The sequence below is a fragment of the Streptomyces sp. NPDC087263 genome (assembly GCF_044744645.1).
Taxonomy (GTDB): domain Bacteria; phylum Actinomycetota; class Actinomycetes; order Streptomycetales; family Streptomycetaceae; genus Streptomyces.
Genome location: NZ_JBIUYT010000004.1, coordinates 139,310 through 164,544 on the forward strand (window position 1 = coordinate 139,310; position 25,235 = coordinate 164,544).

21 protein-coding genes are annotated in these 25,235 nt (G+C 67.0%); 13 read left to right on the forward strand and 8 right to left on the reverse strand.

The features are described 5' to 3' along the window. Positions 1-26: 26 nt before the first annotated feature. The 4 genes from rplI to rpsF all read right to left on the reverse strand — a co-directional run bounded on the left by rplI (position 27) and on the right by rpsF (position 1,767). Positions 27-473: a 50S ribosomal protein L9 gene (rplI, locus tag ACIPC1_RS13935; RefSeq protein ID WP_266458477.1), complete on the reverse strand. Its 447-nt coding sequence runs from the start codon at positions 471-473 to the stop codon at positions 27-29. Positions 474-491: 18 nt separating this feature from the next. After that, positions 492-728, reverse strand: a complete 237-nt coding sequence (rpsR, locus tag ACIPC1_RS13940; RefSeq protein ID WP_003949403.1) for a 30S ribosomal protein S18 — start codon at positions 726-728, stop codon at positions 492-494. A 47-nt stretch (positions 729-775) separates the two neighbouring features. Next, positions 776-1,399 (reverse strand): single-stranded DNA-binding protein, encoded by a 624-nt coding sequence (locus ACIPC1_RS13945; protein WP_402516554.1) that lies wholly within the window; start codon positions 1,397-1,399, stop codon positions 776-778. 77 nt (positions 1,400-1,476) lie between these two features. Continuing rightward, positions 1,477-1,767: a 30S ribosomal protein S6 gene (gene rpsF, locus ACIPC1_RS13950; RefSeq protein ID WP_365301172.1), complete on the reverse strand. Its 291-nt coding sequence runs from the start codon at positions 1,765-1,767 to the stop codon at positions 1,477-1,479. A 287-nt stretch (positions 1,768-2,054) separates the two neighbouring features. On the opposite strand from rpsF, the gene ACIPC1_RS13955 reads away from it, so the two are divergent. The 3 genes from ACIPC1_RS13955 (at position 2,055) to ACIPC1_RS13965 (ending at position 4,818) form a co-directional block, all read left to right on the forward strand. Then, positions 2,055-2,369 (forward strand): hypothetical protein, encoded by a 315-nt coding sequence (locus ACIPC1_RS13955; protein ID WP_402516557.1) that lies wholly within the window; start codon positions 2,055-2,057, stop codon positions 2,367-2,369. Between the two features lie 167 nt (positions 2,370-2,536). Continuing rightward, positions 2,537-3,658 carry a peptidoglycan bridge formation glycyltransferase FemX gene (gene femX / locus ACIPC1_RS13960; protein WP_402516559.1) on the forward strand — a complete coding sequence of 374 codons (1,122 nt, stop codon included), beginning with the start codon at positions 2,537-2,539 and terminating at the stop codon, positions 3,656-3,658. A gap of 128 nt (positions 3,659-3,786) precedes the next feature. Continuing rightward, positions 3,787-4,818, forward strand: coding sequence for an alanine racemase (locus ACIPC1_RS13965; RefSeq protein WP_384391118.1), 1,032 nt, complete (start codon positions 3,787-3,789; stop codon positions 4,816-4,818). A gap of 91 nt (positions 4,819-4,909) precedes the next feature. Here ACIPC1_RS13965 and ACIPC1_RS13970 read toward each other — a convergent pair whose 3' ends face one another. Together ACIPC1_RS13970 and ACIPC1_RS13975 are read right to left on the reverse strand one after the other, a co-directional pair. Further along, positions 4,910-6,415, reverse strand: coding sequence for a glycosyltransferase family 87 protein (locus tag ACIPC1_RS13970; protein WP_402516562.1), 1,506 nt, complete (start codon positions 6,413-6,415; stop codon positions 4,910-4,912). A gap of 119 nt (positions 6,416-6,534) precedes the next feature. Continuing rightward, positions 6,535-9,225 (reverse strand): transglycosylase domain-containing protein, encoded by a 2,691-nt coding sequence (locus ACIPC1_RS13975; RefSeq protein WP_402516564.1) that lies wholly within the window; start codon positions 9,223-9,225, stop codon positions 6,535-6,537. Positions 9,226-9,601: 376 nt separating this feature from the next. On the opposite strand from ACIPC1_RS13975, the gene ACIPC1_RS13980 reads away from it, so the two are divergent. The 3 genes from ACIPC1_RS13980 to ACIPC1_RS13990 all read left to right on the forward strand — a co-directional run bounded on the left by ACIPC1_RS13980 (position 9,602) and on the right by ACIPC1_RS13990 (position 12,795). Then, positions 9,602-10,285, forward strand: a complete 684-nt coding sequence (locus ACIPC1_RS13980) for a PadR family transcriptional regulator (protein ID WP_384391109.1) — start codon at positions 9,602-9,604, stop codon at positions 10,283-10,285. A gap of 43 nt (positions 10,286-10,328) precedes the next feature. After that, on the forward strand, positions 10,329-11,411 hold the full coding sequence (locus ACIPC1_RS13985) for an inositol-3-phosphate synthase (RefSeq protein WP_402516567.1): 1,083 nt from the start codon (positions 10,329-10,331) through the stop codon (positions 11,409-11,411). A gap of 100 nt (positions 11,412-11,511) precedes the next feature. Further along, positions 11,512-12,795, forward strand: a complete 1,284-nt coding sequence (locus tag ACIPC1_RS13990; protein ID WP_402516570.1) for an MFS transporter — start codon at positions 11,512-11,514, stop codon at positions 12,793-12,795. A gap of 84 nt (positions 12,796-12,879) precedes the next feature. On the opposite strand, the gene ACIPC1_RS13995 is transcribed toward ACIPC1_RS13990, so the two are convergent. Then, a complete protein-coding gene (locus ACIPC1_RS13995; protein WP_402516572.1) occupies positions 12,880-14,346 on the reverse strand; it encodes a CCA tRNA nucleotidyltransferase in 1,467 nt (488 codons plus the stop codon). 211 nt (positions 14,347-14,557) lie between these two features. On the opposite strand from ACIPC1_RS13995, the gene ACIPC1_RS14000 reads away from it, so the two are divergent. The 7 genes from ACIPC1_RS14000 to trxA all read left to right on the forward strand — a co-directional run bounded on the left by ACIPC1_RS14000 (position 14,558) and on the right by trxA (position 24,338). Next, positions 14,558-16,981, forward strand: a complete 2,424-nt coding sequence (locus ACIPC1_RS14000; RefSeq protein WP_402516575.1) for a DUF6049 family protein — start codon at positions 14,558-14,560, stop codon at positions 16,979-16,981. Between the two features lie 46 nt (positions 16,982-17,027). Then, complete coding sequence (murJ, locus tag ACIPC1_RS14005) at positions 17,028-19,292, forward strand: murein biosynthesis integral membrane protein MurJ (RefSeq protein ID WP_402516577.1); 2,265 nt, start codon at positions 17,028-17,030, stop codon at positions 19,290-19,292. Between the two features lie 116 nt (positions 19,293-19,408). Further along, complete coding sequence (locus ACIPC1_RS14010) at positions 19,409-21,124, forward strand: protein kinase family protein (RefSeq protein ID WP_402516579.1); 1,716 nt, start codon at positions 19,409-19,411, stop codon at positions 21,122-21,124. Between the two features lie 28 nt (positions 21,125-21,152). Beyond that, complete coding sequence (gene sigM / locus ACIPC1_RS14015) at positions 21,153-21,869, forward strand: RNA polymerase sigma factor SigM (RefSeq protein ID WP_402516582.1); 717 nt, start codon at positions 21,153-21,155, stop codon at positions 21,867-21,869. Next, positions 21,866-22,813 carry an anti-sigma factor family protein gene (locus ACIPC1_RS14020; protein ID WP_402516584.1) on the forward strand — a complete coding sequence of 316 codons (948 nt, stop codon included), beginning with the start codon at positions 21,866-21,868 and terminating at the stop codon, positions 22,811-22,813. Before sigM ends, ACIPC1_RS14020 begins: the two co-directional genes overlap by 4 nt. 184 nt (positions 22,814-22,997) lie before the next feature. Further along, on the forward strand, positions 22,998-23,963 hold the full coding sequence (gene trxB / locus ACIPC1_RS14025) for a thioredoxin-disulfide reductase (RefSeq protein ID WP_402516586.1): 966 nt from the start codon (positions 22,998-23,000) through the stop codon (positions 23,961-23,963). A 42-nt stretch (positions 23,964-24,005) separates the two neighbouring features. Further along, positions 24,006-24,338 carry a thioredoxin gene (gene trxA / locus ACIPC1_RS14030; protein ID WP_402516588.1) on the forward strand — a complete coding sequence of 111 codons (333 nt, stop codon included), beginning with the start codon at positions 24,006-24,008 and terminating at the stop codon, positions 24,336-24,338. 119 nt (positions 24,339-24,457) lie between these two features. Here the strand turns inward: trxA and ACIPC1_RS14035 are convergent, their stop codons facing one another. Next, the gene (locus ACIPC1_RS14035; protein ID WP_384391079.1) at positions 24,458-25,075 is read right to left on the reverse strand and encodes a GNAT family N-acetyltransferase; all 618 of its coding nucleotides are present in this window, start codon (positions 25,073-25,075) and stop codon (positions 24,458-24,460) included. Positions 25,076-25,235 lie beyond the last annotated feature (160 nt).

Genomic DNA, 25,235 nt, shown 5'->3' on the forward strand with positions numbered 1-25,235 from the left:
TCCCTCAGCTATGCCGAGCGCGACGGTCAGGCCGCGACGACCTCGATGTTGACCTTGGCGGCAACCTCGGGGTGCAGACGCACGGACGTCGCGTGGGCGCCCAGGGTCTTGATCGGCGCGCCCAGTTCGATGCGGCGCTTGTCGACCTCGGGGCCACCGGAAGCCTTGATCGCCGAGGCGATGTCGGCCGGGGTGACGGAACCGAAGAGACGGCCGGCGTCGCCGGAGCGAACAGCCAGACGGACCTTCACGCCTTCGAGACGGGCCTTGATCTCGTTGGCCTGCTCGATGGTCGCGATCTCGTGGATCTTGCGAGCACGACGAATCTGCTCGACGTCCTTCTCGCCGCCCTTGGTCCAGCGGATCGCAAAGTTCCGCGGGATCAGGTAGTTGCGAGCGTAACCGTCCTTGACGTCGACGACGTCGCCCGCGGCACCGAGGCCGGAGACCTCGTGGGTGAGGATGATCTTCATGTGTCAGTCACCCTTCCCTTATCGCGCGGTGGAGGTGTAGGGCAGCAGCGCCATCTCACGGCTGTTCTTCACAGCCGTGGCGACGTCACGCTGGTGCTGCGTGCAGTTGCCGGTCACGCGGCGGGCACGGATCTTGCCGCGGTCGGAAATGAACTTCCGCAGCATGTTCGTGTCCTTGTAGTCCACGTACGTGACCTTGTCCTTGCAGAAAGCGCAGACCTTCTTCTTAGGCTTGCGCACAGGCGGCTTCGCCATGGTGTTTCTCCTGTGTGATCAAGAAGTTGGGGGTACGAGCCCCGCCCTTAGAAGGGGGGCTCGTCCGAGTAGCCGCCGCCAGAGCCGCCAGGAGCGCCAGAGCCGGTCGAGCCGCCGGAGCTTCCGCCCCAGCCGCCGCCACCGCCGCCGCCCTGGTTGCCACCGGCAGGAGCGCTGGTCGCCCAGGGGTCTTCGGCGGGAGCGCCGCCGCCCTGCGGCTGACCGCCGCCGGAGCCTCCGCCCCAGCTACCGCCCTGCTGGCCGCCGCCACCGCCGCCGCCGCTGTATCCACCCTGGCCGCCCCGACCCGTGGTCTTGGTGACCTTGGCCGTGGCGCTCTTCAGGCTGGCGCCGACTTCTTCGACGTCCAGTTCATAGACCGTGCGCTTGACGCCCTCACGGTCCTCGTAGGACCGCTGCTTCAGCCGGCCCTGCACAATGACGCGCATGCCTCGCTGGAGCGATTCGGCGACGTTCTCCGCCGCCTGACGCCAGACCGAGCAGGTCAGGAACAGGCTTTCGCCGTCCTTCCACTCATTCGTCTGACGATCAAAGGTGCGGGGAGTGGACGCGACACGGAACTTCGCGACCGCCGCACCGGAAGGGGTGAAGCGCAGCTCGGGGTCATCGACAAGATTGCCGACGACCGTGATGACGGTCTCGCCTGCCATGGGGGAACCTCTCGGCGGGTTTGCTGCTGGCTGCTGGTGCTGCTACTCGATGCCCGGGATCAGCTGAGCTGGAGAGCTCAGTGGGTCTCGGGACGGAGGACCTTGGTCCGGAGGACCGACTCGTTCAGGTTCATCTGTCGGTCGAGCTCCTTGACGACCGCAGGCTCGGCCTGCAGGTCGATGACCGAGTAGATGCCCTCGGGCTTCTTCTTGATCTCGTAGGACAGACGACGACGGCCCCAGGTGTCGACCTTCTCGACCTTTCCGTTGCCCTCACGGACGACGGAGAGGAAGTTCTCGAGCAGCGGGGAAACAGCGCGCTCTTCGAGTTCGGGGTCGAGGATGACCATCACTTCGTAGTGACGCATGTGGAACCCACCTCCTTTGGACTCAGCGGCCACGGTCGTTCCGTGGCAGGAGGGTTGTGATGCGTACGCAACGGTATCGGCCGCCACTGACAATCGGGCTACCCGAACGGCGAACCGAGCGGGTTTCCCTGTCGTGACCTGGCTTTGGCCTGGGCAGACACCGGTGCAGAGGATACAGAGTACCTGCACATCGCCTTCCGGTTGAAATCCGACCGGGTTGAGCGTCAATCTGTACACATCGGGTGTGTATGGCGCTACGGTGCGCCGCCTTCCGCAGGAGGTGCCTTATGGCACAGACATTGCGACCCAACACCGTCGGTTCTCTGCTCGCCACCGACCACAAGCCCCACCCGCTCCAGGACACGCTGGTCGGGCTGACCCTGGTGCTCGGCTTGACGGCCTTCATCACGGCGCAGTTCCACAGCCTTCATCTGCTCAGTTCCTGGGCAGGGCTGGTGGGCATCCTGACCGGTGCCGGCGGACAGTTCATCTCGGAGACGACACGGGAGCGCTTCGGGCTGATCCTGGGTCTCGGTGCCGCGGGCGTCGGTTTCTTCCTGGGTATGGCACATGGCGGCCTGTTCGGCGGCGTCATCGGCTGACGGCCCGCCAGAGGGCGGAACAACACCTCGGGACGTCCCCGCCGCGTATCGGTCGGGGCGCAGGTTCCATACGGCCAGACGGGGCGCTCACGGGGCGCAGTAGGCTTCGCCGCGAGAGCCGGAGCCCCTGTACCCATGGGGACACACCAGCCCGAGGAGCGCCCGGAATGAGCCTGACCCTGAGGACCATCAGCCGTGAGCAGCATCTGGCGTACATCCAGAGTCTGCCCGCGGCCAGCCACATGCAGGTCCCGGCCTGGGCAGACGTCAAGGCGGAGTGGCGCTCCGAGAACCTCGGGTGGTTCGACGACAGGACCGGCGAGATCGTCGGGGCGGGGCTCGTGCTGTATCGCCAACTGCCCAAGATCAAGCGCTATCTCGCCTACCTGCCCGAGGGGCCGGTCATCAACTGGTTCGCCCCGAACCTCGACGACTGGCTGCAGCCGATGCTCGCGCATCTCAAGCAGCAGGGCGCCTTCTCCGTGAAGATGGGCCCGCCGGTGATCATCCGGCGTTGGGAGGCCACTTCCATCAAGGGCGGCATCCAGAACCCGGACGTGAAGCGGCTGCGTGACATCGAGGCGGACTTCATCGAACCGCGCGCCTTCGAGGTCGCCGACAAACTGCGCCGCATGGGCTGGCAGCAGGGTGAGGACGGCGGCGCCGGCTTCGGCGACGTACAGCCGCGCTACGTCTTCCAGGTGCCGCTCGCCAACCGCTCCCTGGAAGAGGTCCACAAGAACTTCAACCAGCTGTGGCGCCGCAACATCAAGAAGGCCGAGAAGGCGGGCGTCGAGGTCGTCCAGGGCGGCTACCAGGACCTGGAGGAGTGGCAGCGGCTGTACGAAATCACCGCGACCCGCGACCACTTCCGGCCCCGCCCGTTGGCGTACTTCCAGCGCATGTGGACGGCCCTCAACACCGAGGACCCCAACCGCATGCGGCTCTACTTCGCCCGGCACGACGGCGTGAACCTGTCCGCGGCGACGATGCTGGTCGTCGGCGGACACGTCTGGTACTCGTACGGCGCCTCGGACAACATCGGGCGGGAGGTCCGGCCCTCGAACGCGATGCAGTGGCGCATGCTGCGCGACTCGTACGCACTCGGGGCGACCGTCTACGACCTGCGTGGTATCTCCGACTCGCTGGACGAGACCGACCACCTCTTCGGCCTGATCCAGTTCAAGGTGGGCACGGGCGGGGAGGCCGCGGAGTACCTCGGCGAATGGGACTTCCCGCTCAACAAGCTGCTCCACAAGGCACTCGACATCTACATGTCGCGCCGCTGATCCGGCCCGATTCGCATGCCGAGCCCTTGACCCGACCCGATATCGCTCCATCGGTCCGGCGAAACCGCCATAATTTCTGCTCATACCTCTGATACACCGCAGCCACGAGAAAGGTTCCGGGACCGGCCATGGCGCTCACGCTCTACGTCGACACCGCGCGCTGGCGGGCACACCACAAGCAGGTGTCCGAGCAGTTTCCGGGGCTCGTCCCCGTCTGCAAGGGCAACGGGTACGGCTTCGGCCACGAGCGCCTCGCTGACGAGGCCACCCGCCTGGGCTCGGACGTCCTCGCCGTCGGCACCACGTACGAAGCCGCCCGGATCAAGGACTGGTTCGGTGGTGACCTGCTGGTCCTGACGCCTTTCAGGCGGGGTGAGGAGCCGGTACCGCTGCCCGACCGGGTGATCCGCTCCGTGTCGTCCATCGACGGCGTGTACGGCCTTGTGGGCGCCCGCGTCGTCATCGAGGTGATGTCCTCGATGAAGCGGCACGGAGTGAGCGAGCAGGATCTGCCGCATCTGCACGCCGCCATAGAGAACGTCCGGCTGGAGGGCTTCGCCATCCACCTGCCACTGGACCGCACCGACGGCTCGGACGCCGTCGAGGAGGTCATCGGCTGGATGGACCGTCTCCGCGCCGCCCGTCTGCCGCTGCACACGATGTTCGTCAGCCACCTCAAGGCCGAGGAACTCTACCGTCTCCAGCAGCAGTTCCCGCAGACCCGCTTCCGCGCCCGCATCGGTACGCGGCTGTGGCTGGGCGACCACGAGGCGACCGAGTACCGCGGGGCTGTCCTGGACGTCACACGCGTCGCCAAGGGCGACCGCTTCGGCTACCGCCAGCAGAAGGCCGCCTCCGACGGCTGGCTGGTGGTCGTCGCGGGCGGTACGTCGCACGGTGTGGGTCTGGAGGCCCCGAAGGCGCTGCACGGCGTCATGCCGCGCGCCAAGGGCGTCGCCCGCGCCGGCCTCGCGACGGTCAACCGGAACCTCTCCCCGTTCGTCTGGGCGGGCAAGCAGCGCTGGTTCGCGGAGCCCCCGCACATGCAGGTCTCCATCCTCTTCGTGCCCTCGGACGCCACCGAGCCGAAGGTCGGCGACGAACTCGTGGCCCATCTGCGGCACACCACCACCCAGTTCGACCGCGTCGTCGAACACTGACTCTCGGAAGACGACACGCTCGACCCATGTGAAAGGCCGTACACGGACGCCGTGTACGGCCTTTCACATGGCTTCCCTTCACCCTGTTCGCTCAGAGCGAACGGTCTCCAGCCGTGGTACTCCCGCTGCCCCAGTCCACCTGAGGCCCGTCGAAGTGCGCGGCATGCCGTGGCGGATGAGCAGCAGCCCCGAACACGAAGACGTCCTCCGCACCATCCAGCACCCCGCCCGACGGATCGTCGTCACCAGCGCGCCGCACCATGTCCCGCTCGGGCAGGAAGATGTCGCGGACGACAACGGCGCACAGGTACAGCGTCCCCAACAGGTGGACGACGATGGCGACTTGATAGCCCTCGGTCGGCAGGCCCTTGTGAGCGTCGCCGCTGGTCGTGTAGGCGAGATACATCCAGATACCCAGGAAGTACGCCACCTCGCACGCCTGCCAGATCAGGAAGTCCCGCCAGCGCGGCCGGGCCAGCGCGGCGAGGGGGACCAGCCACAGCACGTACTGGGGCGAGTAGACCTTGTTGGTGAGGATGAAAGCCGCGACGATCAGGAAGACGAGCTGAGCGAAGCGGGGGCGGCGTGGGGCGGTGAGGGTGACCGCGGCCAGGCCCAGGCACACGAGCAGCATCATGATCAGCGCCCAGGTGTTCGCCGTGTCCGCGGTGATCGTGATCTTCAGCCAGTTCGAGAGGAACAGGAAGATCGAACCGAAGTCGACTCCCCGCTCCTGGCTGAAGCTGTAGAACTTCGACCACCCTTCCGGCGCGAGGTACATCACCGGAAGGTTCACGAGGAGCCAGGCTCCGACCGCACCCAGCAGCGCGGTCCCGAACTCACGCCACCTGCCCGCTCGCCAGCACAGCAGGAAAAGCGGCCCGAGCACCAGGAACGGGTAGAACTTGGCGGCCGTGGCGAGCCCGATGAGCACACCGAACGCCAGCACACGGCCTCGCGACCACATGAGCATCGCAGCGGCCAGGAGGGCCACAGCGAGGAGATCCCAGTTGATGGTGGCCGTAAGCGCGAAAGCGGGCGCGAGAGCGACCAGGAGGCCGTCCCAGGGCCTGCGACGGTGGGTACGCGCGGTGCATACGGCGATGACCGCCGCGCACACCATCAGCATCCCGGCGTTGACCATCCAGTAGATCTGCTCCTGGTCCTGGATGCTTCCGCTGCCCGGCGTGAGCCAGGACGCGACCTCCATGAACACGCCGGTGAGCACCGGGTACTCGAGGTACTCCATGTCGCCGGGGAGCTTGTCGAAGTACGGCACGAGACCGTCGGCGAAGCCGCGTCCCTGGTAGAGGTGCGGGATGTCCGAGTAGCACGCATGCGTGTACTGGGAGCTGGCCCCGAAGAACCAGGCGCCGTCGTAGCACGGCAGTTTCTGCACCATGCCAAGGGCGAATACGCCGATCGCGATGAGTGCGACAACCCGCACGGGAGTCCACCAGGACGTCCCGGACAGGGCGCGTCGCCCGATGGGGCCGCCGATCAGCTCACTGCCGGTCGCGGCCACCTCGTCTTCCTTGGTCGGCCGTACCAGCTCTGGCTCGCGCACGCTCGCTCGCGTCGTCTCTGCACTGGGCATGGCGCACATCCTGCCGTACGGACCTGAGTACACGACGAGGGCCGCCGCACCTGTACAGGTGCGGCGGCCCTCGTTTCACGTGAAACGGCGTGTTTCACGTGAAACACACACGGAGGCGGCTATCCGCTCGACCCTCCGAAGAGTCCTCCATTGGCGTTCCCGTTACTTGTGCTGTTACTGGTCGACTCCGATGGTGTGGCGGACGCCCCTCCGTCCGTACCACCCGTACCCGTACCGCCGGTGTCTGTTCCACCGGTGTCGGAGCAGTTGAAGTCGAAGCTGCCACAGGTCTCGCTCGCCGAAGGCGAGGGAGACGTCGTGGTCAAGCTGGGCGTGGGAGTCGGCGTCGAGCTCTCCACCACGCTCTCGGTGGGCGAGGGGGTCACACTCGGACTCGGGGTGTCGTTGAGGACCGTACCGATGTCCTTGGGCGTCGGGAAGTCCTCCGCCTCCTCACCCTTGAGCGCCTGCTCCATGTAGTCATGCCAGATCTGGGCCGGGAACGAGGCACCGTGGATCTTCTCCTCGCCACCCGTGCCGTACATCTCCAGAAACTCGCGGTTCTTCTTTGTCTCGTCGTCGTCCATGCGATACATGCCGATCGCGGTCGACAACTGCGGGGTGTAGCCGACGAACCAGGCGGACTTGTTGCCGTCGGTGGTACCGGTCTTACCGGCCACGTCACGGCCGGTCAGCTTGGCAGCGGTACCGGTTCCCTTGTCCACCACGGTCTTCAGAACGTCGGTGACATTGTCGGCAACATCCGGAGTGAAGGCATCCTTGGCCGCGCCCTTGTGCTGGAAGACGTTGCCAGTCTGGTCAGTGACCTTCTCGACCGAGTACGGATTGTTCTGCTTTCCGCTGGCCGCGAAGGTGGCGTAGGCACCGGCCATACGGATCGCGCTCGGATCGGACGTACCGAGGGAGAAGGACGGGTAATTGGCGCCGGCAAAACTCGACTCCAGAATGCCCGCGTCCGCTGCGGCCTCCTTGACCTTGTCCAGGCCGACGTCCATACCCAGCTGGACGTACGCGGAGTTGACGGACTCGCGCATCGCCTCGCGGAGGTCAATGTCGTAGCTGGGCGCGTTGTACGACTCACCACCATCGTTCGTCTGCAACCACTCCTTGCCGTCCTTGTCCGTCCAGACGGTGTGGTCGTAGTCCTGGATCTTCAGCTTGTTCTTGCCGCTGTAGAGGCTCTTCGGAGAGACGACGGTGCGCTCGTCCTGCGCCTGGACCGAATCACCGTCGGGATCTTTCACACCCCACGACATGGCCGCCGCCAGCACGAACGGCTTGAACGTCGAACCGACCTGGGCACCCGTCGCGTCGGCGTTGTCCGTGAAGTGCTTGGTCGCGTCCTCGCCGCCGTAGATCGCCTTGATCGCGCCGGTGTCCGGATCCACGGAAGCCCCGCCGAACTGGACGAATGTGTCCGTCTGTGGGCGCTTCTTGGGGTCGATGTTCTCCTTTTGGACCTTCTTCACGGAAGCTTCGAGCGCCTCGACCTTCTCCTTGTCGAAGGTCGTATAGATCTCGTAGCCGCCCTGCTGAAGCTGCTCCTGAGTGATCTTGGTGTTGTTGTTGATGAGGTACGAATTGGCCAGGTCGACGAGGTAACCGATCTGACCGCTCAACTGGGCGTTCGACCGCGGGCTCTGCGGCTCGGGGAACTTGGTGTACTTGTCCCGCACTTCGGCGGTCAGTCGCCCGTCCTTGACCTCTTCGTCGAGAATCCAACCCCACCGGTACTCGGCGCGCTCGCGGTTGGCCTGAGGAGTGGCGGCCGGGTCGATCGACACGGCACCTGCGGGGTCGTAGTACGTGGCGCCCTTGAGCATCGCCGCCAGGAAGGCGCACTCACTCGGGTTCAGGTGGGTGGCGTCCTTGTCGAAGTAGGCGCGTGCCGCTGCCTGGATTCCGTAGGCGTTGCGCCCGTAGTACGCGGAGTTCAGGTAGCCGGCCATGATGTCCTCCTTCTTCATCACGGCACCGACCTTTACAGAGACGAACAGCTCCGTGAACTTCCGGGAGATCGTCTGGGACTGGTCGTCCAGCATCGCGTTCTTCACGAACTGCTGGGTGATGGTGGAGCCACCCTGCGTCTGGCCGCCCTTGGCCATGTTGTAGAAGGCTCGGGCGATACCCATCGGGTCGACGCCACTGTCGGTCTCGAACGTCTTGTTCTCGGCCGACATGACCGCGAACCGCATCTCCTTGGGGATCTGCGCGTAGCTGATGATCTGACGGTTCGTCTCGCCACCGGTGGCGACCATCTGGCTGCCGTCGGCCCAGTAGTAGACGTTGTTCTGCGCCTCTGCGGTCTTGGCGACGTCCGGGACGCCCACCAGGGCGTACGCAACGCCTGCCACCGCCACCAGGCTGCCGCAGAAGCCGATGAACAGCCCTGTGACCAGCTTCCAGGACGGGACCCAGCGCGCTGCGCCGTACTTGCCCGCCCGCGGATAGTCGATGATGCGCTTCTTGACGGGCCCGGTGGCGCGGCCGCGGCCACGCCCGGGACCGCTCGGGCCCCCGGGGCCACCACGTCGGCCTCCGCCTCCGGAGCCGGAGCCGTCGGCGCCTCTGCGCCGGCCGCCGCCACCTCTCTGCGACGCACGACGGGCCTCGGCACGGCCACCGTACGAGCGCTCCTCTTCACCCCCCGACCCATAGGAGTCGGAAGGAGACTCGGTGGCGCCACGCGGTGCCGCGCGGCGGCCGGAGGTCGAGCCGGACTGGCCGCGTCGGGCCGCGGCACGTCCGCCTTCCTGCGACTGCGGCAGTTTGCGACGGTGCTCGCTCATCGAACGATTACTCCTCGGGCAGGCGCACCCATGCACGCCTGGAAACGGCAGCGGCTGGTTTCCGGTCCCCCCGAAGTACGGATGCGGTGGTAATCGCATTCATCCGTACTGCACCGAGGACGGTGACGTCCTCAGACGTCACTTGGTTCCCCGTGGTGTGCATGCCGCACAGACTACGCACCGTCAAAACCTGCCGAGGGCCTAAGTTCACCCCAAATCAGGCAACTTGCTTCGTATGAATCAGTGATGTGACGCCGTTCACCGTGACCCCTCTTGCCGCATCCGAGTGGCCGTTCTATCGTGTCGATGTATCGAGTCGATACATCAGCTCGGCATAAGGACCGTGCCGAGGCGACAGCGACAGGGAGGAGGCGACGTGAGCCGGCGTTCCGGGATCCTCGAGTTCGCCGTCCTCGGCCTGCTCCGCGAGTCTCCGATGCACGGCTATGAGCTGCGCAAACGACTCAACACATCACTGGGTGTGTTCCGTGCCTTCAGTTACGGAACGCTCTACCCCTGTCTCAAGACGCTGGTCACCAACGGCTGGTTGATCGAGGAGCCGGGGGCCACACCCGAAGACGCCCTCGCCGCTCCACTCACAGGGCGTCGCGCCAAGATCGTCTATCGATTGACGGCGGAAGGTAAGGAACACTTCGAGGAGCTGCTCTCCCAGACGGGTCCCGACGCATACGAGGACGAGCACTTCGCCGCTCGCTTCGCCTTCTTCGGGCAGACGTCACGCGACGTGCGCATGCGCGTACTGGAGGGCCGCCGCAGCCGCCTCGAGGAGCGCCTGGAGAAGATGAGCGCCTCCCTGGCGCGGACCCGGGAGCGTCTCGACGACTACACGCTTGAGCTCCAGCGCCACGGAATGGAGTCCGTGGAGCGCGAAGTGCGCTGGCTGAACGAGCTCATCGAAAGCGAGCGGGCAGGACGGGACGTCAAAGGTTCCGCCTCCGAAAGCCCCGCTCAGCAGAACAGCACATCTGGCGAGACGGGCGGCCTGCCCCGGCACCGGGACAGCTCCCGGCCGGATCCGTCCGACGACACCACCACGTGAGACCCGTTCGGGGTTTCACCAGTACATACAGGGAGCAATCGGAATGGGTTCGGTTCGCGTAGCCATTGTCGGTGTGGGTAACTGCGCCGCCTCGCTGGTGCAGGGCGTCGAGTACTACAAGGACGCCGACCCGGCGGCCAAGGTGCCCGGCCTGATGCACGTCCAGTTCGGCGAGTACCACATCCGTGACATCGAGTTCGTCGCCGCCTTCGACGTCGACGCGAAGAAGGTCGGCCTCGACCTCTCCGACGCCATCGGTGCCAGCGAGAACAACACCATCAAGATCTGCGACGTTCCGAACAAGGGCATCACGGTCCAGCGCGGCCACACCCTCGACGGCCTCGGCAAGTACTACCGCCAGACCATCGAGGAGTCCGACGAGACCCCGGTCGACATCGTCCAGGTCCTGAAGGACAAGCAGGTCGACGTCCTGATCTGCTACCTCCCCGTCGGCTCCGAGGACGCGGCGAAGTTCTACGCCCAGTGCGCCATCGACGCCAAGGTCGCCTTCGTCAACGCCCTCCCGGTCTTCATCGCCGGTACCAAGGAGTGGGCGGACAAGTTCACCGAGGCCGGCGTCCCAATCGTCGGCGACGACATCAAGTCGCAGGTCGGCGCGACCATCACGCACCGTGTGATGGCGAAGCTGTTCGAGGACCGCGGTGTCCGTCTTGAGCGCACCATGCAGCTCAACGTCGGCGGCAACATGGACTTCAAGAACATGCTGGAGCGCGACCGCCTCGAGTCCAAGAAGATCTCGAAGACGCAGGCCGTCACCTCGCAGATCCGCGACCGCGACCTGGGCGAGAAGAACGTCCACATCGGCCCGTCGGACTACGTGCAGTGGCTGGACGACCGCAAGTGGGCGTACGTCCGCCTTGAGGGCCGCGCCTTCGGCGATGTCCCGCTGAGCCTGGAGTACAAGCTCGAGGTCTGGGACTCCCCGAACTCCGCGGGCGTCATCATCGACGCCCTGCGCGCCGCGAAGATCGCCAAGGACCGCGGCATCGGTGGCCCGATCCTCTCCGCGTCGAGCTACTTCATGAAGTCCCCGCCGGTCCAGTACTTCGACGACGAGGCCTACGCCAACGTCGAGAAGTTCATCAAGGGCGAGGTCGAGCGCTAGCAAGACCCAGAGATGCGCGCCAAAGCTCATCTCCGCGAAGGCTGTTGAGGGTCCCCGGGCATTCCGCCCGGGGACCCTCCTCGTATGTGAGGCTGTGCCCATGGCTGTCGTACGTGATCTGCGCGTACTCCTGCGCTTCCAGGGCTTCAGGCGCCTGCTCGGCGTACGGCTGCTGTCCCAGGGTGCCGACGGGGTCTACCAGGTCGCGCTCGCCACGTACGTCGTCTTCTCACCCGAGAAGCAGACCTCGGCGGTCTCGATCGCCTCCGCCATGGCCGTTCTACTGCTCCCGTACTCCCTCATCGGCCCCTTCGCCGGCGTCCTGCTGGACCGCTGGCGACGCCGCCAGGTCTTCCTGTACGGCAACCTGCTGCGGGCGGCACTGGCGTGCGTGACGGCCGTCCTGATGCTGAGCCATGTCCCGGACTGGCTCTTCTACGTCTCCGCGTTGTGCGTCACGGCGGTCAATCGCTTTGTCCTGTCCGGCCTTTCGGCCGCGCTGCCCCGCGTCGTCGACTCCGATCGGCTGGTCATGGCCAACTCCTTGTCGCCCACCGCCGGGACGCTCGCCGCGACCACGGGCGCCGGGCTCGCGTTCGTCGTACGACTGGTCGCCTCGGACTCCGACGCGGCGGTCGTCCTCGTCGGGGCAGCCCTGTATCTGTGCTCGGCCCTCGCCTCCCTGCGCCTCGCCCCAGAACTACTGGGCCCCGACCAGCAGTTGGCCCCCTCAAGGCTGTCCACGGCACTCACGGGCACCGCTCGCGGCCTCGCGGCGGGCGTGCGTCATCTGGCCGAGCCCGCACGCCGGGAGGCGGCCTGGGCGCTCATGGCGATGACGGTGATGCGCTTCTGCTACGGCGCCCTGACCGTCATGGTGCTGATGCTGTGCCGGTACGCCTGGACATCCGGCTCGGACGACGACGGGCTAGCGCTACTGGGGTTGGCCCTGGGTATTTCAGGGGCGGGGTTCTTCGTCGCGGCCGTGGTGACGCCCTGGGCGGCGGGACGACTGGGCCCCGGCGGCTGGATCGTCGCGTGCGCCGGCGCCGCCTCCGTCCTGGAACCCGCGCTCGGCCTACCGTTCGCCGCCGCCCCCATGCTGGTCGCCGCCTTCGTCCTGGGGCTGACCACACAGGGGGCGAAAATCGCGACGGACACCATCGTGCAGTTCTCGGTCGACGACGCCTTCCGCGGCCGGATCTTCTCCGTCTACGACGTCCTGTTCAACGTCGCCTTCGTCGGCGCGGCCGCAGTGGCCGCGTTGATACTGCCTCCAGATGGACGTTCCGTCTCTCTCGTCGTCACCGTGGCCGTGCTCTACGCCGCAGTGACTGCTGCTTTGGCTCGCCTCAAAGCGCGGCGAGTGACACCTCAGTCGTGAGGGGCGATGTTTCACGTGAAACATCGCCCCTCCGTAGCGCGCCGGGTCATGTTTCACGTGAAACATGACCCGCCATCAAAGGCCTCAGCCCTGCGCGGCCCACCACTCCTTGAGTGCCGACACGGCCGCGTCATGCTCCATCGGCCCGTTCTCCAGCCGAAGCTCCAACAGGAACTTGTAGGCCTCGCCAATGGCCGGTCCAGGGCCGATACCGAGGATGCCCATGATCTCGTTGCCGTCGAGATCGGGGCGGATCGAGTCCAGCTCCTCCTGCTCCTGAAGCTGGGCGATGCGTTCCTCCAGGCCGTCGTACGCCCGGGAGAGTGCGGTCGCTTTCCGCTTATTACGGGTGGTGCAGTCGGAGCGGGTCAGCTTGTGGAGCCGATCCAGGAGGGGGCCGGCGTCGCGGACATAGCGACGAACGGCTGAGTCCGTCCACTCTCCGGTGCCGTACCCGTGGAAGCGCAGGTGGAGTTCGACCAGACGTGAGACATCCTTCACGAGATCATTCGAGTACTTGAGTGCCGTCATCCGCTTCTTGGTCATCTTCGCGCCCACCATCTCGTGGTGGTGGAAGGAGACCCGCCCATCCTGCTCGAAGCGGCGCGTCCTTGGCTTGCCGATGTCGTGCAGCAGCGCGGCGAGCCGAAGAGTCAGGTCGGGACCGTCTTCCTCCAGCTCCATCGCCTGCTCCAGGACGATCAGGGTGTGGTCGTAGACGTCCTTGTGCCGATGGTGCTCGTCGCGCTCCAGACGAAGCGCGGGGAGCTCCGGCAGCACATGGTCGGCGAGCCCGGTGTCTACGAGCAGCGTCAGACCTTTGCGCGGGTGCGCGGACAGGATCAGCTTGTTCAGCTCGTCCCGTACCCGCTCCGCGGAGACGATCTCGATGCGCCCGGCCATGTCCGTCATCGCGGCCACCACCTCGGGCGCCACCTCGAAGTCCAGCTGCGCGGCGAACCGTGCGGCCCGCATCATCCGCAGCGGATCGTCGGAGAAAGACGCCTCGGGGGTACCCGGAGTCCGCAGGATGCGGCCCGACAGGTCGTCCAGGCCTCCGTGCGGGTCGATGAACTCCTTCTCCGGCAGCGCGACGGCCATCGCGTTCACGGTGAAGTCCCGGCGCACGAGATCTTCCTCGATGGAGTCGCCGTAAGACACCTCGGGCTTCCGGGAAGTCCGGTCGTACGCCTCGGAGCGGTACGTCGTGATCTCGATCTGGAACGACTGCTGCACATCGCCCACGCGAGCGTCCTTCTGTACGCCGACGGTACCGAAGGCGATCCCGACCTCCCACACGGCGTCCGCCCAGGGCCGCACGATCTTCAGTACGTCCTCGGGGCGGGCGTCCGTCGTGAAGTCCAGGTCGTTGCCGAGCCGGCCAAGGAGCGCGTCCCGGACCGAGCCGCCGACCAGAGCGAGTGAGAACCCGGCCTCCCCGAATCGGCGGGCAAGGTCGTCGGCGACAGGGGACACCCGCAGCAGTTCAGTCACCGCGCGGCGCTGCACCTGGCTCAGGGCACTGGGGTTGTCTTCATTGGCATTCGGCACAACAGAAAAGGGTACGTGGCCGAGGCCCCCACGGGCGCCTCCATAAAACACGCACACCCGTAGGGGCATCGATATACGCACATACAGGACACTCGGCCCGGACTCCCGATCTTGTGGAGCAGTCCGCGGCACTTCCCCTCAGCGCACATCGTTACCATGCGTGGACGCACATTCCGACGACCACTGACGATGACGAGGGACGGGCGAGCGCGTGGCCGAGGCGGCAGACTTCCAGGGGATGAGTCCCTCACCTGCCCGCCGGTGGCTCCGGCGCAGCGGCGTACTTCTCGCCGGTGTGCCCCTGCTGACCGGGCTGCTCCAGCTGCCCCTGGGCACGTCCGCATACGCCGCCGAGAGGACCGCTGTGGCCGACGCCACCGGGTCCAGCACGGTCGACGTCTCCCTGGACTCACTCACCCCCAGCGTCCCTACGACTGGTGACACCGTCACCGTCTCCGGCACGGTCACCAACAACGGCAAGCAGACGGTCACGGATGCCCACGTGGGCATCCGTGTAGGTCCGTCGCTCACCAGCCTCTCCGCCATCGACAGCGCCGCGAAGCGAACCGAGTTCCAGCCGGGAATCGATGCCTCGGAGGTCGGTGGCTCGTACGTCGCGAAGTTCTCCGAACTCGCCGTCGGCGTCTCGCAGCCCTTCAGCATCTCGGTGCCCGTCGACGATCTGGACCTCGGCGCCGACGGCGTCTACCAGCTCGCCGTCTCCCTCACGGGCCGGACCGCCGCGCAGCCGTGGGACCAGATCCTCGGCATCCAGCGGACGTTCCTGCCCTGGCAGCCCGACGCGGCTGACACGAAGACGAAGACGACGTACCTCTGGCCACTGATCTCCACGGTCCACCTGACGGCGGAGACCGGCTCGGACGCTCAGCAGACACCCGTCTTCGAGAACGACGACCTGGCCGCGGAGATCTCCCCGGGCGGCCGCCTGGACCAGTTGGTGTCCTTGGGCAGCGACCTGGACGTCACCTGGGTACTCGACCCGGACCTGCTGGCCTCCGTCGACGCCATGACGCGCAGCTACCAGATCCAGGACGGCGACACCACCACGGCCGGCAAGAACCAGGCGATCGCCAAGCAGTGGCTCGCCAAGCTGGAGACGACAGTCAAGGACAAGGAAGTCGTCGCCCTCCCCTTCGCCGACCCCGATCTCGCGTCGCTGGCGCACAACGGCACGAACATCACCGGCTCCCTCAGCCACCTCAAGGACGCAACGGACGTGGCAGCCTCCACGGTGGACACGGTCCTTCACGTCACGCCGAACACGGACTTCGCCTGGCCCGCCGACGGCGCCCTCGACCCGTCGATCGTCAAGGTCGCCACCTCCGCGGGCGCCGACAAGGTGATCGCCCGCAGCGACAGCCTGCGCGAGACGGGCGGGCTGTCGTACACGCCGAGCGCCGCCCGACCCATCGGCGGCGGGACGACCGCGGTGGTCGCGGACGCCCGGCTGTCGACCGACTTCCAGGGCGATATGACCGAGGCCGACAACTCCACACTCGCCGTGCAGGATTTCCTCGCCCAGAGCCTGGCGATCAACCTGCAAGAACCACAGAAGCAGCGCAGCATCGTGATCGCCCCGCAGCGCGTGCCGTCCGCGAGCCAGGCCGAGACGATGGCGCAGGCGCTGACAGCACTCCGGGACGGGAACTGGTCGGAGTCCCAGGGTCTGTCCGCTGCCGCGAAGGCCAAGCCGGACCCGGGTGCCACCACGAAGGTGCCCGCCGAGTCCGCGTACCCCTCCTCGCTGCGCAAGCAGCAACTGCCGCAGTCGGCCTTCGAGTGGATCCGGGACACACAGACAAGTCTCGACAACTTCAAGGTCATCCTCACCGACCAGTCCCGCGTGGTCACCCCGTTCGGTCGGGCCATGGACCGGGGGATGTCGACGTCCTGGCGCAGCCGGGCCGCTCCGGCGGCGGCCTTCCGTACGAGCGTTTCGTCGTACCTCAACGACCTCACCGGCCTCGTCAAACTGATCGAGAAGTCCGACGCGCAACTCTCGGGCCGCAGCGCCACGATCCCCGTCACCGTGCAGAACAATCTCGTGCAGGGCGTCGATCATCTGGTCCTGCGCCTCACCTCGGAGCAGCCGACCCGTCTCAAGATCGGCGACGGCCCCTACGACGAGCAGCGGATCGCGGTCGCGGGTGAGCACAGCCAGTCGGTGAAGTTCACCACCTCGACCAAGGCCAACGGTCCCGTGAAGGTGGTCGCCCAGCTGTACACGGAGGACGGCCAGAAGTACGGCGCCCCCGTCACCTTCGAGGTGAAGGTCACCGAGATCACCTCCACGGTGATGCTGGTCATCGGCGGTGGCTTCCTGTTGCTCGTGCTCGCCGGATACCGGATGTACACGCAGCGCAAGCGCGCGACAGCCCGACAGGCCGAGGAGGACGCTCGCGAGGGCGAGAGCGCGAGCGAAGACGGCACAGGCGACGGCGCCGTCCCCGTGGAGACTGAGGACAGCGCCGCCGAGGATTCCCAGGACCGCCCCGCAGGCGAGTCCGGCACGGAGTCCGGGGCAGACGACCCGGAGCACCCGAGTGACCTGACACCGGACACCGCACCGGAAAGCACCGGCCCGTCCGGGACGGGTGAGAGAGTGGACCGTTGAGCGATGTCGTGGCCGGTGGGCCCGGGGACGATGAGGTGGGGTAACCATGAACGCGCCGTACGACGGTGACCGCGGTCAGGGCGCGGGCGGCTCCGGCTACCCCGAGGGCTCCCCGGACCAGGGCGCCGGGAACTCCGGCTACCCCGAGGGTTACCCCGAAGGTCCGCCCTCCCAGTCCGGGCAGACGCCTCAGGGGTCCCCTGCAGACGTGTACTTCCAGGACGCATACGCCCAGGACCCCTACCGAGCGCAGGACCTGTCCGCTCAGGACCCGGTGACCGAGGCGCTCTACGACCGCGCCGCGCACCCCCCGCCGCCGCCCGGCACGTACCACCCGCAGCCTCCGCTGTACGCGCAGCCGCCCACGTCGCCGTACGCACCCGACCCTCGCATCTGGGCCCAGACGCCGCCGCCGGAACCCGCGGGACCGACCCGGCACCTTCCGTACGGCGACGACCCACGCACCACCCAGTTCGTGGGCGTCGACGACCTGGTCACCCAGGCCGGCGAGCAGCAGCACGAGCCCGACGCCTTTGCCCACCTCTTCCGCGACCAGGGACAGGGCCCCGACCGTCCGTACTCCGGTCCGCCCGGCGTACCGTCACCGGCGCCCGAACCGGCTCCGGCCGCCCCGCAGCCACCGCAGCCCACGCCGGCGGCCGCTCCGAAGAAGTCGGGGGGGCGTGCGTCGGGGCTGCTGAAGTCGAGCGCGGTGATGGCGGCCGGCACGATGGTGTCCCGCCTCACCGGCTTCGTCCGTTCCGCGCTGATCGTCTCCGCCCTGGGCCTCGGCATCCTGGGTGATTCATTCCAGGTCTCCTACCAGCTGCCGACCATGATCTACATCCTGACCGTCGGAGGCGGCCTCAACTCGGTCTTCGTGCCGCAGCTGGTGCGCGCCATGAAGGATGACGAGGACGGCGGCGAGGCCTTCGCCAACCGCCTGCTGACCCTCGTCATGGTGGCCCTCGGCGCGCTCACCGTGCTGGCGATGTTCGCCGCGCCGCTCCTGGTCCGCATGCTGTCGGTGCCGGTCGCCAGCAACCCTGAGGCCAATGGCGTCGCCGTCACCTTCACCCGCTACTTCCTGCCCTCGATCTTCTTCATGGGCATCCACGTGGTGATGGGTCAGATCCTCAACGCCCGCGGGAAGTTCGGCGCAATGATGTGGACCCCGGTACTGAACAACGTCGTCATCATCGTGACGCTCGGAATGTTCATCTGGGTGTACGGCAGCGCGGCGAACTCCGGCATGACGGTCAACAACATCCCGCCTGAAGGCCAGCGGCTCCTCGGCGTCGGTATCCTCCTCGGCCTCGTCGTACAAGCCCTCGCAATGATCCCGTATCTGCGCGAGACCGGGTTCAAACTGCGGCTGCGGTTCGACTGGAAGGGCCACGGCCTCGGCAAGGCCGCGATGCTTGCCAAGTGGACGGTGCTCTTCGTCCTCGCCAACCAGGCGGGCGCGATGGTCGTCACCCAGTTGTCCACCGCCGCAAGCAAGGACGCCGACGCTTTCGACGGCGTCGGTATCGCTGCCTACGCCAACGCCCAGCTCATCTGGGGGCTGCCACAGGCGATCATCACCGTCTCGTTGATGGCTGCGCTGCTGCCGCGGATCTCCCGCTCGGCCCACGAGGGCGACGGCGGCGCCGTCCGGGACGACATTTCCCAAGGCCTTCGCACCACCGCCGTCGCCATCGTGCCCATCGCCTTCGGCTTCGTCTCACTCGGGATCCCGATGTGCACACTGATCTTCGGCTCCTCAGGAACCAGTGCGGCCACGAACATGGGTTACATGCTGATGGCCTTCGGTCTCGGCCTGATCCCGTACTCAGTGCAGTACGTCGTCCTACGCGCCTTCTATGCGTACGAAGACACTCGGACTCCCTTCTACAACACGGTTATCGTGGCCTCGGTCAACGCCGGCGCCTCGGCGCTCTGCTTCTTTGTCCTTCCCGCCCGCTGGGCCGTGGTCGGCATGGCCGCTTCTTACGGGCTCGCCTTTGCGATCGGCGTCGGCGTCGCCTGGAGTCGGCTGCGCAAGCGGTTGGGCGGTGACCTGGACGGCACTCGAGTCCTGCGGACGTACGCCCGGCTCGGCATCGCTTCGCTGCCGGCCGCTCTGCTCAGCGGGGCAGCCTGCTACGGGATCGGCCACACGCTGGGACAGGGCGTCGGCGGCTCATTCGTCGCCCTGATCGGCGGCGGTGTCGTACTCCTCGGCGTCTTCTACATCGCAGCGCGGAAGATGCGCATCGAAGAGCTCAACTCACTGGTCGGAATGGTCCGCGGGCGCCTGGGGCGCTGAGTCGGGGGTACGCGCACAACCATCGTTCGCCGCCGTGTGTCGTGCATAGCGGCGGACTGTGGGCACAATTGGTTTCTGCGTCGGAGCACGCAACGGATGGGGAGGCGGGAACGACGGTGGCGGAACGGAGCACGGCTGCCGTCGACGTGGCAGACAACAGCGGTGACGAGCCGCTGACCGCCAAGGCGGACCAGTCCACGGCCGACGGGGTGGCCCAGAAGCGGGAGCGGGACACGGAGAGCGAAGAGGCACAGGGGAGCGGCGGGACCGAGCGTCCCGGAAAGGCCTCACCGCCCGAACTTCACAGCGGTCACAAGCTCGCCAGACGCTACCGCCTCGAGGAGTGCGTCACCCGTCTGGACGGTTTCAGCAGTTGGCGTGCGGTGGACGAGAAACTCCGCCGTGCGGTCGGTGTGCATCTGTTGCCCGCCGACCATCCGCGGGCTCGCTCCGTACTGGCAGCGGCCCGCTCCTCCGCCCTGTTGGGCGATCCCCGCTTCGTCCAGGTCCTGGACGCGGTCGAGGAGAACGACCTCGTCTATGTGGTGCACGAGTGGCTTCCGGACGCCACGGAACTCACGACGCTCCTGGCCTCGGGCCCTCTGGAGGTGCACGACGCGTACCAGATGGTCAGTCAGGTCTCCCAGGCCATGGCCGCCGCACACCGTGAGGGCTTGGCCCACCTGCGACTCACCCCGGGCGCTGTGCTGCGCACCTCGTCGGGCCAGTGGCGCATCCGCGGGCTCGCGGTCAACGCCGCGCTGCGCGGCATCACCTCGGACACCCCGCAGCGCACCGACACGGAAGCGATCGGCGCGCTCCTCTACGCCGCGCTGACCCAGCGCTGGCCGTACGACAACGATGCTTACGGTCTGTCCGGGCTGCCCAAGGACATCGGCCTCATCGCTCCCGACCAGGTACGGGCCGGGGTTCACCGGGGCCTGTCCGAGCTCACCATGCGCGCGCTCGCCAACGACGGCGCGACCGCCTCCCGCCACGAAACTCCGTGCACCACGCCGGAGGAACTGGTGAAGGCAATCAGCGAGATGCCCCGCATCCGCCCGCCAGAGCCCGCGTTCACCGCCCCGCCGGAGTACCAGCGCACGTCGTACCAGCAGGGAACGTACGGCCGCCAGGCGCCGCGTCCAGGCGTGACGCAGCCCATGCCTGCCCCGCCATCCCCGCTGCAGAGTCGCACCGGCAAGGCCCTCAAGTGGGCTGTGTCGGCCCTGCTCATCGCCGCGCTGGGCCTGGGCAGTTGGCAGCTGGCGGACGCGCTCATGGAACAGATCAAGTCCGACGACACGAACCAGACGCGGACGACGGACGGCGACGACAAGTCGAGCGACAAGGCCAAGCCCGTCGCGCCGATCACCATCCAAGACGCGGCCGAGTACTACCCGGACGGCAAGCCGCAGCACGCAGGTGACGCGAAGCTGACCTACGACGCCGACAGTTCGACGTACTGGCGGACCTACTCCTACAAAGGCGGTCCCGAACTGGCACCGTTCAAGCAAGGCGTGGGAATCGTCTACGACCTCGGTTCCAGCCAGGATCTGTCGGCGGCCTCGATAGGGCTCTACTACCCCGGCGATCACACGACAGCCACCCTGTACGCCGCCGATTCACTGTCGTCGTCCGCCCCGCTCAGCTCCATGTCGCAGATCGCGACAGCTACGACGTCGGGCAAGGACCTGAAGATCTCGGCCAAGGATCCGGTGAAGACCCGATACGTTCTGCTCTGGCTCACCGCGGTGCCGCACGCATCCGGCGACCAATACAGCGACGCCGGCTACAAGCAAGCCATCACGGACGTGAAGTTCACCGGCTGACGCTCGTCGACAAAGGGGAGGGGGTCCGATGGCCGATGAAGCCTCATACGGCGAAGCAAGCGATCAGGACCTCCTCGCCCGCCATGTCGAGGGCGACCCCGACGCCTTCGGTGAGCTCGTACGCCGTCACCGCGACCGGCTCTGGGCAGTGGCCCTGCGGACGCTGGGAGACCGCGAGGAGGCCGCTGACGCGGTCCAGGACGCCCTGGTCTCCGCCTACCGCGCCGCCCATACCTTTCGCGGCCAGTCGGCCGTCACGACCTGGCTGCACCGCATCACGGTGAACGCCTGCCTGGATCGCGCCCGCAAGGCCGCTTCCAGGAAGACCTCTCCCGTCGATGACACCGAACGCCTGGAGCAGCTCCTCGAACCGCACGAGTCCGCCTCCGCTCCCGCGGAGCGCAACGATCTGCACCGAGAGCTCCTCAAGGCTCTGGCCACCCTCCCGCACGACCAGCGCGCGGCCTTGGTGCTGGTGGACATGCAGGGTTACCCCGTGGCGGAGGCCGCCCGCGTCCTCGACGTTCCGGTCGGAACGGTGAAGAGCCGCTGCGCTCGCGGCAGAGCCAGACTCCTCCCGTTGCTCACCCATCTCCGTACGGAGAACGAGAGCAGCGCGGGCAGCAAGAAGTCGGGGAGCGGACGGAACCGGACGCAGGGGACATCCGTCCCACCCGCAGCGGGACCACATGACGCGGGGCCAAGCGATTCAGCTGCTGTGAAGGGCGGAGGTGGGAGAGCGTGACATCCACGACGGATACGGCCGGACACCCGGACGTCACGGAGATCTCCGACCTCACCGAGGGTCTCCTCGCCCCCTCCCGTACCGCGGACGTACGACGGCACCTCGACGACTGCCCGCTCTGCGCCGACGTGTACGACTCGCTCGAGGAGATCCGGGGCCTGCTCGGTTCCCTGCCGGGCCCAGTGCGTATGCCCGCCGATGTGGCCGGCCGCATTGATGCCGCCCTGGCCGCGGAAGCTCTGCTGAGTGCCACGGCACCTGGTGATGACGCCGACACGAAAGACGACCGCGCGAGCGTTTCACGTGAAACATCGACCGCAGGCGTGCTCCTCACCTCTCCCGGCTCAGGCTCCCCTGCTTCCACAGATCGCCCCTCGGGACCTCGCGCGGCCACCGGACCCGGCCGTGCCCACCGACTACGTCATGGACGTGGCAGGGTGGCTGTGATCGGCACGGCTTTCACGGCCGCCGCTCTGGGGCTTGGCGCGATCCTCCTGCAGACGATGGGCGACGACAGCACGGGCAAGAGTCCTCGGGCAGAAGCACCGGAGTCGGGTTCGACAGTCACCTTCTCCGAAGGAACATTGGAGAGCCAGGTCTCTGAGCTCCTTACGAAGAACAAGGGCGCAGGTGAACCCTCCCCCGACGGGGACTCCTGGGGCGTCGAATCTCATGGCAACGATTCCGGGTCCCCCGGAGTGGGCACCTTGATCACGCCCGCCGTGACCATCCCTGAATGCGTCCAGGAAGCAACGGACAACAGCGGAGCAGTACTCGCCGCCGAGTCGGGCACCTATAAGGGCACCAGCGTCTATCTCGTCGTACAGCCCGACACCTCCGACGGCACGAAGGTCGCGGCCTATATCGTCGACGCTGCGTGCGTGAAGCGGGGCTCGACATCCCCGGGAGAGCTCCTGCTGACGCAGTCGTACACCCCTTCCTGAGGGGTTCAGAGCCGAATGGACTCCTGCCCGGACGCCGCATGGCATCTCACTGCGGTCGCGGGTCGCCGTGTGCCCGGACACAGCGGGAATGCTGGCCCCTTAGGATCCGTTGGGTGGGGTGAGAGTTCTGAGAGAGGCTCCCACCGGCAGTACGCAGCAGTCTCCAGAGACGAGGAATCAAGCCGTGACCGACGTCCGTAACGTGATCATCATCGGCTCCGGGCCCGCCGGCTACACGGCAGCGCTCTACACCGCGCGCGCGTCGCTGAAGCCCCTGGTGTTCGAGGGCGCCGTCACCGCAGGCGGTGCGCTGATGAACACCACCGAGGTGGAGAACTTCCCAGGCTTCCAGGACGGCATCATGGGCCCGGAGCTCATGGACAACATGCGCGCCCAGGCCGAGCGCTTCGGTGCCGAGCTCGTTCCGGACGACGTCGTCGCCGTCGACCTGGCGGGCGAGATCAAGACCGTCACGGACACCGCCGGAACTGTCCACCGTGCCAAGGCCGTCATCATCACGACGGGCTCGCAGCACCGCAAGCTCGGCCTGCCCAATGAGGACGCGCTCTCCGGACGCGGCGTCTCGTGGTGTGCCACGTGTGACGGCTTCTTCTTCAAGGACCACGACATCGCCGTGATCGGTGGCGGCGACACCGCGATGGAAGAAGCGACCTTCCTCTCCCGCTTCGCCAAGTCCGTGACGATCGTCCACCGCCGTGACACACTCCGCGCCTCCAAGGCGATGCAGGAGCGGGCCTTCGCCGACCCGAAGATCAAGTTCGTCTGGGACAGCGAGATCGCTGCGATCGAGGGCGACCCGAAGCTCTCCGGTCTGAAGCTGCGCAACCTCAAGACGGGCGAGATCTCCGACCTGCCGGTGACCGGTCTGTTCATCGCGATCGGCCACGACCCGCGCACCGAGCTCTTCAAGGGCCAGCTCGACCTCGACGGGGAGGGCTACCTGAAGGTCGAGGCACCCTCGACCCGGACGAACCTGACCGGTGTCTTCGGCGCCGGTGACGTCGTCGACCACACGTACCGCCAGGCGATCACGGCGGCCGGCACCGGCTGCTCCGCCGCCCTCGACGCCGAGCGCTACCTCGCCGCCCTCGCGGACAGCGAGGCCGCTACCGCGGCTGCCACTGTCTGATCCCCGTCCGCCCCACCGCACCAACAAGTTAAGGAGCCCGCCGTGGCCGGCACCCTCAAGAACGTGACCGAAGACTCCTTCGAGCAGGACGTCCTCAAGAGCGACAAGCCCGTCCTGGTGGACTTCTGGGCCGCCTGGTGTGGTCCGTGCCGCCAGATCGCGCCGTCGCTCGAGGCCATCGCCGCCGAGTACGGGGACAAGATCGAGGTCGTCAAGCTCAACATCGACGAGAACCCGGGGATCGCCGCCAGGTACGGCGTCATGTCGATCCCGACCCTGAACGTCTACCAGGGTGGCGAGGTCGCCAAGACCATCGTCGGCGCGAAGCCGAAGGCTGCGATCGTGCGTGACCTCGAAGACTTCATCGCCGAATAGCCGGTGAGCCGCACACGAGCGGCGCATGTTTCACGTGAAACACGAATGGGCCAGCCCTCCTGGGTTGGCCCACTCTTCTTTACAAGGTCGGAGCTGGCCCTACAGGGCATGCGCGCCGGCTACAGGGGGCGGAGAGCTGGTTCTTTCTGTACGGCTCCCAGAAGGCGGTCCAGGGCCAGCTCCACGTCTTCCTTCCACGAGAGCGTCGTCCGTAGTTCCAGCCTCAGTCGCGGATGGGTGGGGTGCGGGCGCACCGTCTTGAAGCCGACGGCCAGCAGATGGTCGGCGGGCAGCACGCAGGCCGGTTCCTTCCATCGGGCGTCGCCGAAAGCCTCGATCGCCTTGAAGCCCCGTCGCAGCAGATCCTTGGCGACTGTCTGGACCATCACCCGGCCAAGTCCCTGCCCCTGGTAGCCCGGCAGGATGAAAGCGGTCATCAGCTGAACCGCATCCGGTGACACCGGGCTCGTGGGGAACGCCGTGGCGCGGGGGACATAGGCCGGGGGCGCGTAGAGCACGAACCCCACCGGTACGTCGTCGACGTAGACGACACGACCGCAGGATCCCCACTCCAGCAGGACGGCGGAGATCCAGGCCTCCTTCTCGAGCTCAGGAGTGCCTGCTTTTACCGCGGCCTGCCCACTGACTGCGTCCAGCTCCCAGAAGACGCACGAGCGACAGCGCTCGGGAAGGTCCTGAAGGTTGTCCAGCGTGAGCGGTACGAGCCGACGCCCCATGGAGGATGTTCCTCGCTTCCTTCGCCCGCGAGGTCGCGGGCGGCTGTCAGAGCGCTCCGCTCCCTGAGCAGGCTGCCGACGAATCCGCCGACCGCTCCCAGTCCCAGTCCTGCGGTCAACAGTCCGGTACGGGTCATGGATTGCACGGCCCCCGCCTCCC